Source organism: Alloacidobacterium dinghuense (assembly GCF_014274465.1).
GTDB lineage: Bacteria > Acidobacteriota > Terriglobia > Terriglobales > Acidobacteriaceae > Alloacidobacterium > Alloacidobacterium dinghuense.
In genome coordinates, this window is record NZ_CP060394.1 from 1,042,523 (window position 1) to 1,055,917 (window position 13,395).

The window sequence follows — 13,395 nt, forward strand, 5'->3', positions numbered from 1 at the left end:
GCTGTGAAATAACTGCAGTTTTTCGTGTCTTGGGTTTAGGTGGGTTCTGGGAGATTCAACCATGAAAAAGAACAGGCCGAGTGGTGCGGTCATATCTGATCCGGCCACTGCTGAAGTCAACAATGCTTTAAGCGGAAACGGACATACTATTTCGGGGGAGTCGGTAACGGCGGAACTAGGCGTAATCCTGGCGAGCCTGCAAAAGATGAAGGAGGGCAATTTTTCTGTCCGCCTGCCTGGAGCGTGGACAGGGCTCGCTGGAAAAGTAGCAGATACCTTCAATGACATCATCGCAGCAAATGAACAGATGGCGCTCGAACTGGCCAGGGTAGGTCAGGCTGTCGGGAAGAAAGGGCGCATTCGTGAGCGTGCCCGTTTCCATGCCCCCAAGGGCGCCTGGGGTGAGATGGAAACTTCCATCAATACCCTCGTTGACGACCTGTTGCGGCCGACGACAGAAGTCACACGTGCTATCGCTGCAGTCGCACAGGGCAGCCTCAATGAAAAAGTGCGACTCGACGTAGACGGCCGCCCTCTGGAAGGCGAGTTCCTGCGTTCGGCAAACATCGTGAACACGATGATTCAGCAGTTAAGCGTCTTCACGTCAGAGGTTACGCGCGTGGCCCGCGAAGTCGGCACTGATGGCAAGCTCGGAGGACAGGCCGTGGTGCCCGGAGTTGCCGGAACCTGGAAGGACCTCACGGATTCCGTCAACCTGATGGCCAGCAACCTCACCAGCCAGGTGCGCAACATTGCTGAAGTAGCTACGGCGGTAGCAAGCGGCGACCTCTCACGCAAGATCACTGTCGACGTACACGGCGAGATTCTCCAGCTGAAAGAAGCCATTAACACGATGGTGGATCAGCTGCGATCTTTTGCTTCGGAAGTGACGCGCGTTGCGCGCGAAGTTGGAACAGATGGCAAGCTCGGCGGACAGGCGGTCGTTCCGGGCGTTGCCGGAACATGGAAGGATCTTACCGACTCTGTGAATGCCATGGCGGGAAACCTGACGGCGCAGGTACGCAACATTGCCGAAGTAACAACCGCCGTGGCCCGCGGAGACCTGTCGCGCAAGATCACTGTGGATGTGAAGGGAGAAATTCTTGAACTCAAAGAAACCATCAACACGATGGTTGATCAGCTCAACGCCTTCGCCGGTGAAGTGACACGCGTGGCGCGCGAAGTTGGAACCGAGGGAAAGCTGGGCGGCCAAGCTAGTGTGCCCGGAGTCGCTGGCACGTGGAAGGACCTGACTGACAACGTCAACTTCATGGCCAGCAACCTGACGGGTCAGGTGCGCAATATCGCCGAGGTTGCGACGGCAATTGCGAATGGCGATCTCTCCCGCAAGATTACCGTCGACGTTCGCGGCGAGATTCTTCAGCTCAAAGAAACGCTGAATACGATGGTTGATCAGCTAAACCGCTTCGCTGGCGAAGTAACGCGCGTGGCGCGCGAAGTGGGAACCGAGGGCAGGCTTGGGGGACAGGCAAACGTGCCCGGCGTTGCCGGAACGTGGAAGGACCTGACGGACTCAGTGAATTCGATGGCCGGAAACCTGACCGGACAAGTGCGCAACATTGCAGAAGTTACAACCGCTGTTGCTGGCGGAGACTTGTCGCGCAAGATCACTGTCGATGTGAAGGGCGAAATCCTCGAACTCAAAAACACCATCAATACAATGGTGGACCAGCTTAACGCCTTTGCCAGCGAAGTAACGCGCGTGGCCCGCGAAGTCGGTACGGACGGCAAGCTCGGCGGACAGGCACAGGTGCCCGGCGTCGCTGGCACGTGGAAAGACCTAACCGACAACGTCAACTTCATGGCCAGCAACCTGACCGGCCAGGTGCGCAACATCGCTGAGGTTGCCACGGCCGTGGCACGTGGAGACTTGTCACGCAAGATCACCGTCGATGTCAAGGGCGAGATTCTAGAACTAAAGAACACGCTCAACACAATGGTTGACCAGCTGCGCGCATTTGCTTCTGAAGTGACGCGCGTGGCTCGCGAAGTGGGTACGGACGGCAAGCTGGGCGGACAGGCCGCGGTGCCGGGTGTCGCGGGAACATGGAAAGATCTCACCGACTCGGTGAACTCGATGGCCAGCAACCTGACCAACCAGGTCCGCAACATCGCAGAGGTAGCCACGGCCATTGCCAGTGGCGACCTTTCGAAAAAGATCACAGTAAACGTCAGCGGCGAAATTCTTCTGCTCAAAGAAACCATCAACACGATGGTGGACCAGCTCAACGCCTTCGCCGGCGAAGTGACGCGCGTGGCTCGCGAGGTGGGTACGGAGGGAAATCTCGGTGGACAAGCCAGCGTGCCGGGAGTCGCCGGAACCTGGAAAGACCTTACCGACAACGTCAACTCGATGGCCGGAAACCTCACCAGCCAGGTGCGAAACATTGCTGAGGTTACGACAGCAGTAGCCCGCGGTGACCTGTCGCGTAAGATCACGGTCGACGTGAAGGGGGAAATCCTCGAACTTAAGAACACCATTAATACGATGGTGGACCAGCTCAATGCATTCGCCGGTGAAGTAACGCGCGTGGCCCGCGAAGTCGGCACCGACGGTAAGCTTGGCGGACAGGCACAGGTGCCCGGCGTCGCTGGTACGTGGAAAGACCTTACCGACAATGTAAACTTCATGGCCAGCAACCTGACCGGCCAAGTGCGCAACATCGCTGAGGTCGCCACGGCAATCGCTAACGGAGACTTGTCGAAGAAGATCACCGTCGACGTCCGCGGCGAAATCCTGCAGCTGAAGGAAACGCTGAACACGATGGTGGAGCAGCTGCGTTCCTTCGCGGCTGAGGTAACGCGCGTCGCGCGCGAAGTCGGCACCGACGGCAAGCTGGGTGGACAAGCTGTCGTGCCTGGCGTCGCCGGTACATGGAAGGACCTTACCGACTCCGTTAATGCTATGGCAGGAAACCTGACTGCTCAGGTGCGCAACATCGCTGAAGTAACTACGGCCGTCGCGCGCGGTGATCTGTCGCGCAAGATCACCGTAGATGTGAAAGGCGAAATTCTAGAACTCAAAGAAACCATCAACACCATGGTGGATCAGCTCAACGCCTTCGCAGCTGAAGTAACGCGCGTTGGACGCGAAGTAGGAACCGAAGGCAGACTGGGAGGCCAAGCCCAGGTCCCTGGCGTTGCCGGTATCTGGAAGGACCTGACCGACAACGTGAATGTCATGGCTGCAAACCTGACCGAACAGGTGCGCGGCATCGTGAAAGTGGTGACGGCGGTCGCCAACGGCGTGCTCACGCAAAAGCTCACCGTGAACGCCAAGGGAGAAGTCGCCGCTCTGGCGGAGACGATCAACAGCATGACTGACACGTTGGCGACATTTGCCGATCAGGTAACTACGGTGGCGCGCGAGGTCGGCGTCGAAGGCCGTCTCGGTGGACAGGCGAATGTGCCCGGCGCTGCTGGAACCTGGAAGGATCTTGTCGATAACGTAAACCTGCTTGCTGACAACCTGACCAACCAGGTTCGCGCCATCGCTGAAGTTGCAACGGCTGTGACAAAAGGCGACCTCACGCGGTCGATTCAGGTAGAGGCAAGAGGGGAAGTCTCAGAGTTGAAGGACAACATCAACACGATGATCAACAATCTTCGACTCACCACTGAGCGCAATACAGAACAGGATTGGCTCAAGACTAACCTTGCGCGCTTTACCGGTATGCTGCAAGGGCAGCGCGAACTGAGCACCGTAGGCCGCATGCTCCTTTCCGAACTGGCTCCGCTTGTGAATGCGCAACAGGGTGTGATCTACCAGATGGATTCCGAAGAGCCCGGTACCCTTACACTGCTCTCCGCCTACGCAAGCACACCGGCCGGACAACTCGAACGGATACCAATTGGCCAAGGCCTGATCGGCCAATGCGCGACCGAAAAGAAGCGGATGCTGATTGCCGATCTGCCGCCAAAGTCCACCATTCCCATTCGATCCGGCCTTTTTGAGTCAGTCCCGCAGAACGTAATCGTCTTGCCGGTGTTGTTTGAAGATCGAGTGAAGGCAGTGATCGAGTTGGCTACGCTCAGGGCGTTCACAGCCTCACATCTTGCTTTCCTGGAGCAGCTCACATCCAGCATCGGCATTGTATTGAACAGCATTGAAGCGACGATGCAGACCGAGGCGCTGCTGAAGCAATCGCAACAACTCGCCACCGAGCTTCAATCACAGCAGACAGAATTGCAGCAGACAAACGAACAGCTCGGGCTGAAGGCGCAGGAGCTGGCCGAACAAAATGTGGAAGTCGAACGCAAGAACCAGGAAATCGAGCAGGCCCGCAGAGCTCTGGAAGAAAAGGCCAAAGAACTGGCCCTCACTTCGAAGTACAAGTCAGAATTTCTGGCCAACATGTCGCATGAGTTGCGCACTCCGTTAAACAGCATTCTCGTTTTGGGGCAGCAACTCAGCGACAATCCGGATGGCAACCTTACTTCAAAGCAAATCGAATTTGCCCGCACGATCCATGCTGCTGGAACCGATCTGCTCACTCTGATCAGCGATATTCTCGATCTCTCAAAGATCGAGTCTGGTACGGTTTCCGTAGATGCGGAAGAGGTCTTCTTTGCCAGCCTGATTGAGATGGTTGCACGTCCGTTCCGGCATGAAGCTGAGAACAGAAAGCTTTCCTTCGATCTACACACGGATAAGCATCTTACGCGCAGCCTGGTCACTGATTCGAAGCGTCTACAGCAGGTGCTCAAGAACTTGCTCTCGAATGCCTTCAAATTTACAGAGCAAGGCGGTGTTCTACTCTCGGTGTTCAAAGCGGGCAATGGTTGGAGCGAGAATCATCCCATCCTGGGGAGCGCGGTTTCGGTGATCGCATTCGAAGTAGCTGACACGGGAATTGGAATCCCGCCAGAGAAGCAGAAAATTATTTTTGAAGCCTTTCAACAAGCGGATGCGGGTACGAGCCGCAAGTACGGTGGCACCGGGCTAGGTCTTGCAATCAGCCGCGAGCTTGCCAGTTTGCTTGGCGGTGAAATTCAATTGCGCAGTGCTCCAGGAAAAGGAAGCACATTCACCCTCTATCTGCCACAGACGTATGTTGGTCCTACAAGTTCAAGTAATACAGAGGATGCGTCAAGGGAGAAATCAAGAGTAGCTTCAGTCCTTCAACTTGCGAGCACATCTGTAGCCGAGCACTCGACGGAAGAGGTTGAAGATGACCGCGGAACGCTGGAGCCGGGAGACACCACACTGTTGATCGTTGAGGATGACCCCCATTACGCTCGGGTTCTGTGCGATCTCGCTCGCGATAAAGGATTCAAAGTTCTGGTCGCATCGCGCGGCGCCGAGGCATTAGAGTTGGCGCGCGAATTTCGTCCCAGCGCTGTTTCGCTCGATGTATTTCTGCCGGACATGCTGGGCTGGACGGTGCTCAATCATCTGAAGCAAGACCCGGGCATGCGGCATATACCTGTCCAGATGTTGACGATGGATGAGGATAGACACCACGGCTTGTCACGGGGAGCATTTTCATTCGTGACCAAGCCAACGACGACCGAAGGTCTGGAAGCAACCTTGACTAAGATCAAGGAATTTTCGTCGACACGACGCAAACGGCTGCTTGTGGTGGAAGATAATCCTGCCGAGCAGATGAGCATCAAGGAATTGCTCGGTTATGACGATATCGATGTATCCGTCGCTTCAAGCGGCGCGGAAGCTCTGGCTACAGTCCGCACACAGCAGGTTGACTGTGTGGTTCTTGATATGCGGTTGCCCGATATGACCGGCTTTGAGGTACTTGAACAACTGCGAGATATGCCATCATTCAGCGACTTGCCGGTTGTCGTCTTTACCGGTAAGGAGTTGACTCCAGATGAAGATGCAAAGCTTCGCACGCTTGCCCGCAGCGTGGTCTTAAAGGATGTCGAATCGCCCGAACGCCTGCTGGATGAGACTTCACTGTTTCTCCATCGAGTAGTTGCTGATTTGCCGACGAATAAGCAGAATATGCTTGATCGTTTGCATAGATCAGACGACGCTCTGGTGGCGAAGAAGGTACTGGTTGTCGATGATGACGTGCGAAACATCTTCGCCCTGAGTAGCGTTCTTGAAAGAAGAGGTATGAGTGTTCTAACTGCGAGCACAGGGCGCGAGGCCATCGCCACACTTGAGTCCACACCCGATGTGGCGATTGTTCTGATGGATGTCATGATGCCGGAAATGGATGGATATGAGACCATGCAGGTCATACGTCGGAACGACGCCTACCGCAGGCTTCCGATCATCGCTCTTACAGCAAAAGCAATGAAGGGCGACCGAGAGAAATGCCTGGAGGCGGGTGCATCTGAATATCTGGCCAAGCCGGTGAATACGGAGCAGTTGCTGGCAGCTCTGCGTATGTGGCTCCACAGGTAGCCAAGGGAATCCTTCATATGTCAACAAATGGCAAGAATCAACCCATCGGGCAAGAAAGGCCTCGCGAATCGACGGGGCCCAATCAAAAAGTCAACATACTTCTTGTTGACGATCAACCCGCAAAGCTATTGAGCTATGAGGCAATTTTAGGGGAGCTCGGCGAGAACCTTATCAAAGCGGCTTCAGGAACGGAAGCTCTTGAGCATCTGTTGAAAGCCAATATCGCGGTCGTGCTTACCGATGTCAGCATGCCAGGGATCGACGGCTTCGAGTTGGCGGACATGATGCGCCAGCACCCACGTTTTCAGAAGACTCCGATTCTATTTATTTCCGCAATCCATCTTTCTGATCTCGACAGAATCAAGGGGTATGAACGAGGCGCAGTTGACTACATCTCTGTCCCTGTTGTTCCCGAAGTTTTGCGAGCGAAAGTCAGCGTGTTTGCTGAACTACACCGCAAGCGGCTGGAACTCGAGAATTTGAACCAGGAACTGGAGCAGCGTGTCGCGGAACGAACAGAGGAACTGCGAGAACGCGCGGACCTGCTTGATCTCGCATCTGAAGCGATCACGGTGCGGAACATGGATGGCACCCTTCGGTTCTGGAGTGCCGGCGCGGAAGATTTATATGGCTGGAAGCGCGAGGAGATATTTGGCAAGAGCGTCCACGAAGTCTTGTCTACAAAGTTTCCCGTTCCGTTTAGCAAGATCGAAGCTTCTTTGCATGAGACAGGTAGATGGGAAGGCAATCTCACTCAACGCACACGTGATGGGCAGGAGATTACAGTTGCGTGTCGAAAGGCGTTGAAAACGAACAAGGCTGGCTCTCCAGTGGCGATTCTGGAGATCAGCCGTGATATAACCGCGACGTTACGGGCCGAGCAGGGACTGCGCAATGCTGAGAAGCTGGCCGCAATGGGAAGAGTCGCGGGCATTATTGCGCATGAGATTAATAATCCATTGGAAGCAATTCTTAACATTTTCCATCTTCTTCGCAATCATACGTCGCTCGATGTTGAGGCGCTAGAGTATGCGCAATTAGCAGAGAAGGAGCTATTGCGCGTGGCCCACATCGTGAAGCACACGCTCAGTTTCTACCGCGAGGCTCAGCAGCCGATAGCTGTTTCGATTTCAGAGGCGCTCGACAACGTCCTGGAATTACAGTCGCGAAATATTCAATTACAGGGAATCACTCTGGAAAAGCGTTACCTCACGGAAGGGACCGTCCAGGGATTTCCGGGCGAGTTGAGACAGGTGTTCATGAACCTGGTCGGAAATGCCATTCAGGCAATGCCGCACGGGGGAAGGCTGCGAATCATCATACGTGAGTATGCAGACTCCAAGACTCGAAGCACGGGCGTATCCGTGAGTGTGTGCGATACAGGTTCGGGCATTAAACCCGAGCATGCGAAGCAATTATTCGAACCTTTTTTCACCACAAAATCGATGAAAGGTACGGGTCTTGGCTTGTGGATCAGCAAAGGCATCGTCCACAAATATGATGGCGCAATTCAATTCCGAAGCGTCAGGCGTTCTGACATGTCGGCCACCTGCTTTCGGGTAGTTATTCCCGGACAAATTCCGTCACAACGGCCGAAGGCAGATGTGGCCTGAAGTGCATCTAAGTGAATTATGGAAGTGCGCCCAGGCGGTTGCAGATTTGTGATCCTCTGCGTTGATGATGAGCCCATCGCACTTCTCATAAGACAGCGGGTCCTGGAAAAAGCAGGATATGAGGTGATTCCTGCCAGTTCGGTAAACCAGGCTTTGGAAATTCTGGATACGCGTTTGATCGATCTCGTGCTTACCGATTTCTTAATGCCGGGCAAAACTGGCGCGGAATTGGCAGGCGAGGTGAAGCGGCGGAAACCCGATATCCCAGTAGTAATGATTTCCGGCGTACATGAAATTCCTGACGGGCTGGCCGCCGATTTGTTTCTGAACAAACTGGAGGGCCCAGTTTACCTGTGCGAGCGAATACGAGAAGTGCTTCAAGAAATTTAGTGGCACAGAGTTTGAATGAGCACGGGACTTAGTTCCTCAAACAATGAAGCAGTAAAGGATATTGCGCTGGAATTATGCGATCGAAATCTACGTTCAGGTCACGCGGCCGAATTGAGTCTCTTCTGATATTCGCGCTTGTGGGAGCTTTGCCGATGCCAAGTGCACATGCGACCTCCTGCGCTACTGCATCGCAGCTGACCGCAACTCAGCGAGACGCTCTTTCAAACACTGCCCGCACCATGGTCGGCGAGGTGCAGAGCGGAGATGTGCAGGGTCTTCGAACCAGCACCATCCCCGCTGTTGCCGCTGATTTCAATGGAATAGCGAACTCTGCAGAAACCCTGAAGCCACTTCTTCAGAATGCAACCATTACTGTCGATAACCTGTTCACTTTTGATACTGGGACTGACCAGGCCGGCGCTCAGGGAATTCAGTTCTATTGCAGCCCGGCACACTCGAACATGACAGTCGTGCTTAACTTCCCCACGATACCGTCGGGAAAATATGCTGCTGTGATTCTTCACGCGACTGGCGTGCCTCAACCGCAGCAGATCTCCCTCGTTCTGTCGCAGTCCCAACCCAACCAGTGGAAACTTGCAGGCTTTTTCAATAAGCCTATGTTGACGGCGGGACATGATGGCCTTTGGTACTGGTCTCAGGCGCGGCAATACTCACAGAAGAAAATGAATTGGGATGCCTGGTTTTATTACCTGAACGCAGCTTTCCTTCTCGATCCCGTTGATTTCATTTCCAGTCCAAACCTGGAAAAACTACGGCGCGAAACCGACCAGGTCCATCCTGACAATCTTCCTGGAGTGAAGTCCATGATGCTCGATGCTTCCGGTTCCTCCTTTGAAGTGACCGGGCTTGAGACGACAGATTCGCTGGGTGGCTTGGATCTCGTTGTGTATTACAACCCTAGTGCCATTCAGGCAGGTGGGCTGCGCGACCCGGTGACGGCACGAAAGCAAGTAGTGGACTTGATGAAAGCAATGCTGGCTGTACATCCTGAACTGGGGTCAGCCTTTCACGGCATCTGGATCCATGCGAATCAAAACGGTGCTTCGGTATTCGCTTTGGAACTGCCGATGGATCAAATCGCTGGAGCAAACCCTGGGACTACTTAATCCCACTGGATTTTGAGGTTTAATGATGGGGCTATAATTCCCAGTTATCGATTGGATGGGATCTACCACAGCAGCCTAGACCACATCCATCGACACTCTTAACTTCACATTTTGGTAGAGAGCATCTTTCACGAAACGTTTGGATGGACATCTTCCTCGTCGAGCGGGGCGTGAACACGATGATCAGCATCAAGCAACTCTGTACTCCGCGTGTATTGACACTCATCGAGAGACAGCTGTTTCAGTACGTGTTTCCAAATGTGTTCGTGAGCCTCCCGGGCGGGCATCGGATCGATGATGGTTATTCCACCAATCAGTTCGGTGAGGGCAATATAGGATGCACGGTTCGTATGGAGAAATTCGAGAGGATATTCAGGCTTTCGTGCGCGAGCTTGAACCGGATCCGCATCCAGTAGAAAGCTGACATGCGGTTTTGGCACAATCGTCATGATTACTCGAGCGTAAGCGCGATTAACTGAATTGCTTAGTATCAGGTTTGAGAGTTCGTCGTAAGCATATCGATCAAATATGATGAAGTCTGCATCAGACCGTATAGTTTTGTTAACCATAAGTCGCAATGAGACGGCGTCGGCGAAATAAAGGCACAATCGAACTAGAGTCATGGGCCAAGAACGGACATTTTTGTCTCGCCGATTAATTGGTTTGTCTGGACTTCCGACTCCTTTGTCTCCTTTAAAGAGAGTGTGCCCACTTACTTCTCGTAGACGCGTAAATGTCGCAACGTTATCCCAAAAAGTAATGAGCTGAATGCGCGCTCCAGTGCGCTCAATCTTCGTTCGAAGCGCTTCAATTTGAGTGCTTTTCCCGGCGCCGTCGATGCCGGAGAAGCTTACCAATATGGGACGCCTATTCGTTGAATGTGTTGCGTCGAGTTTCATTCGGCAGTGTTTTGGCTCAATGTGGCTGGCTGGGGCTTCCCTTAGAGAGGGCGACGACTGTTCCTACTGCGACACCCGTGGCCACGACAATACCTACACTAATAAGGATGGCACGTCTTCTCTTCTGCTTCGCAGGCGCTATAGCTGCTCCGGCCGGACGTGAAGCTGCAACGCCCACGATTGTTTCGTATGGCGCTGCAGCAGTGCCTACAGGTTGCGGAGTACTTTGCTGCGGTTCCGGAGCGTTCTGCAAGCTATTTGACGGGACAGCCTGCGCCGCAGGAGCGGAAGTGCCAGACGATGTTTCAGGTTGCGTTGAGTTGGTGCGTGGCGCGTCAGCTTCACTGCTTGGCATTTGCGATTGGGCAGGGGACGCGCTTTGCGGCTGCTGTTCCTGTGGTGCCTGCTGTGGTGATGCTGTGCTTGCTTCACAAAATGGTGCAATCAAAAGTATCACCAGACATGCCGCTATTTGCTGCCGGATCCAAGAACTTGAGATTGTCATTGCAATACGTACCCTTCCTGCACGTCATGAAGATCAACTATGCCGCTTGTTCTGATGCCAGAGGTGAGGACCCGGAGAGCAACTCTTGTGAAATTGCATACATCGGCGCCTGATGAAAGCTGTTCACCGCCTCCTGGGTCGTATGAAAGACTTCAAACAAGCGGATTGCTCCGATGCGTTCCAGAGTTGCTAGTGCTTCGCGAGGAATCGCAGCAAGCTTAACGTCGCCATTGCGTTTCATCGCTTCTTCCAAACACCGCAGCAACACGTGAATTGCGATCCTGTCCATTTGGTGTATGTTGGTACAGTCGAGCACAAGACGTGGGCGTTCGGCGTTCATGTAATTCTCTATTTCGCGAAAGAAGATCCATCTTTGCCGCAGGCTTAATTTCTCCGGCAACTGCTTTACCATTACGGCGCGTCCTTGAATTGTCATATCTGTATGCCTGCCTTTGCTGCATTTGCCTAACTCGTCGTTCATATTTCTCAAACGTTTAAGAACTCTGCAAAAGGCGTGTAAGTTCCCTTTCGGGATCACGGACAAGATGCGCCAAGAGGTTTCGCCCATATCGAAAGAGGGTCAAGGGGTTCGTGTTGTACCAGCAGCATTGCGTCATTCTTGGCGACAAACCGCATAGAAAACGGAGTTTGTGCACACTGTGGGGCGAAGTGAGTGTTGCTGCCACCAGGCGATGATTTCCATCAAGAACTGTTAGAGGTTCGCTTTCGTTTATCCCAATGAGAACTACAGTGCCCAAAATCGCGTCTTCTTTGAGAAGCTGATTGCGAATTGCGGTAATCTTTGACAGAAATGGACCTTCGACAACGTTGTCATACTTGCGAATTCGCTCGGCCACGTCAGTGATGGAGTAATTGCCCCGCGCTAATTTTCGCCACTGTGCGCGAGGAAATGCCCGAATGTGATCTAATCCCGTTTCCCGTACTTCAACTTCGTACCAACTAGTTCCTGACGGGAGTTCTTTCCACAAAGACAAATGCCGTATGAAGAATAGAGCGCGGCGCTTCGCATTTTCGCCAGCATCATCAAGGTCAGGATTGATAACAATCTCGCGCAAAGCTTCTCGGTAATCGCGAAAGGCGGGATTGTCGAAATCGCTCTTCAGAAACTCAGCGATGACCTCATCCTCTGAGATGCGCCGAAGAACTCGGATTGGTCGAACGGGTTCAAACGGCTGTAAAACTTCTGATTCGCCTAACGTACTGCGGAAAAACGGCAATGCGACTAGAGCCAGCAAAATGAACATCAGGATCAACTGGACCAGGATGACTTGCTGCAGAGATGAATGAAATCGGCAAATGCCTGCGACGACAACGCCACTGAACGCCAACTGGATCCAGCTAGTATTGGCAATCTTGTAGGACATTTCGTACGTGATAATTACGACGCTTAACGAATAAATCACAGTCGTAATGGCGTAGAGCGCCAACAAATACGGAAGACCATGCCTACCACCAATTGCAAATCCAGATCCGAAGAACGTTGTCCAAAGCGAAGCAGGCGTGATACACAGGGCAATGGCCAATACAGAACCAATTCCCAAAACCAGGAGCAGTGAAGTTGTGAGCAGCTTGTGATTTCTTCTCTCTTCTTCACGCGTGCCTGCAGCAAGCGGAAACATGGTGTTGACCACCGCCGAGGAAAAAGCAAAGATGACACGCCCTACCATAGCCACCGCGGCATAGAGTCCCGCCGTATTTGGCGCAAAGAAGTGTTTCACCAGCACGATGTCGCAGTTATTGATGAGAACCTGACCGGCAAAAAAGACCATTCCCTGGAGTGTTTCACGAAGGGCATACGACAAACGAAGCTGGTTGGGAATCAGGGTTGGGAGTTTCGGTACGGCGGCAAGGTAAGCGACCGCTACGGCTGCGGAATTTGCTGCGATCACGCCCTCAACACCCAGGCCAAGCATGATCAATAAAAGGGACCCACCGAGTCGAACCGCACCTTCGAGCACTAGATTGGTGGCTAAGCGACGGAATCCATAAGCCCCCTGAATGTAACCGCGTCGGCTTCCTAAGGGAACATAAAACGCTGCTCCAACCGCGAGCAAGGCAACGAGAAACGGGCTAGGCAACTTGAGATACTCAGCGATTGCGCTTTGAAACAGCAAAAGAAGAAGGCCGGCAAGGATGCCGCATCCCCACGCGCCGCGATGGAAATCCCGATACGCCGCGCCTTTGTCTTCTGGCGAAGACTGTTGCGCCACCATCTTTGCAGAGACGATCTGAAAAGAGAGGGTTACTGCGGATATAAGAGTCAGAAGTGTGTAAACCGCAGTAGCGTGTCCAAAACCTGTCGGACCCAGGAAACGTGCAACTGCGATGTTATATGCAAAATTAATGGCGGTTGCCAGGCCTGAGCCTGAGAGCAATACAAAACTTCCTGAGAGAATGCGGGATTGAAGCGTCTTTACTTCTTGCGTCGGGCCTCTTTTTACCACGTGTT

Annotated in this window: 7 protein-coding genes; 4 read left to right on the forward strand and 3 right to left on the reverse strand. The window is 53.4% G+C overall.

Annotated features, from left to right (window positions below):
• Positions 1 to 61 precede the first annotated feature (61 nt).
• The 4 genes from H7849_RS04250 (at position 62) to H7849_RS04265 (ending at position 9,521) form a co-directional block, all read left to right on the forward strand.
• Positions 62 to 6,391 (forward strand): HAMP domain-containing protein, encoded by a 6,330-nt coding sequence (locus tag H7849_RS04250; RefSeq protein WP_186744421.1) that lies wholly within the window; start codon positions 62 to 64, stop codon positions 6,389 to 6,391.
• A gap of 17 nt (positions 6,392 to 6,408) precedes the next feature.
• A complete protein-coding gene (locus H7849_RS04255) occupies positions 6,409 to 8,004 on the forward strand; it encodes an ATP-binding response regulator (RefSeq protein ID WP_186744422.1) in 1,596 nt (531 codons plus the stop codon).
• 18 nt (positions 8,005 to 8,022) lie between these two features.
• Positions 8,023 to 8,394: a response regulator gene (locus H7849_RS04260; protein ID WP_186744423.1), complete on the forward strand. Its 372-nt coding sequence runs from the start codon at positions 8,023 to 8,025 to the stop codon at positions 8,392 to 8,394.
• 152 nt (positions 8,395 to 8,546) lie between these two features.
• Positions 8,547 to 9,521 (forward strand): hypothetical protein, encoded by a 975-nt coding sequence (locus tag H7849_RS04265; RefSeq protein ID WP_186744424.1) that lies wholly within the window; start codon positions 8,547 to 8,549, stop codon positions 9,519 to 9,521.
• 128 nt (positions 9,522 to 9,649) lie between these two features.
• On the opposite strand, the gene H7849_RS04270 is transcribed toward H7849_RS04265, so the two are convergent.
• The 3 genes from H7849_RS04270 to H7849_RS04280 form a co-directional block, all read right to left on the reverse strand.
• Entirely contained in the window at positions 9,650 to 9,970 is a 321-nt protein-coding gene (locus H7849_RS04270; RefSeq protein ID WP_186744425.1) for a hypothetical protein, read from the reverse strand.
• A 992-nt stretch (positions 9,971 to 10,962) separates the two neighbouring features.
• Positions 10,963 to 11,337, reverse strand: a complete 375-nt coding sequence (locus tag H7849_RS04275; protein ID WP_186744426.1) for an STAS domain-containing protein — start codon at positions 11,335 to 11,337, stop codon at positions 10,963 to 10,965.
• 82 nt (positions 11,338 to 11,419) lie between these two features.
• Positions 11,420 to 13,390, reverse strand: coding sequence for a lipopolysaccharide biosynthesis protein (locus tag H7849_RS04280; protein ID WP_186744427.1), 1,971 nt, complete (start codon positions 13,388 to 13,390; stop codon positions 11,420 to 11,422).
• Positions 13,391 to 13,395: the final 5 nt, after the last annotated feature.

Coding starts and splice junctions, on each gene's coding strand:
- H7849_RS04275 (WP_186744426.1), bottom strand. CDS start 11,337: ATGGTAAAGCAGTTGCCGGAGAAATTAAGCCTGCGGCAAAGATGGATC.
- H7849_RS04260 (WP_186744423.1), top strand. CDS start 8,023: ATGGAAGTGCGCCCAGGCGGTTGCAGATTTGTGATCCTCTGCGTTGAT.
- H7849_RS04255 (WP_186744422.1), top strand. CDS start 6,409: ATGTCAACAAATGGCAAGAATCAACCCATCGGGCAAGAAAGGCCTCGC.
- H7849_RS04270 (WP_186744425.1), bottom strand. CDS start 9,970: ATGACGATTGTGCCAAAACCGCATGTCAGCTTTCTACTGGATGCGGAT.
- H7849_RS04250 (WP_186744421.1), top strand. CDS start 62: ATGAAAAAGAACAGGCCGAGTGGTGCGGTCATATCTGATCCGGCCACT.
- H7849_RS04265 (WP_186744424.1), top strand. CDS start 8,547: ATGCCAAGTGCACATGCGACCTCCTGCGCTACTGCATCGCAGCTGACC.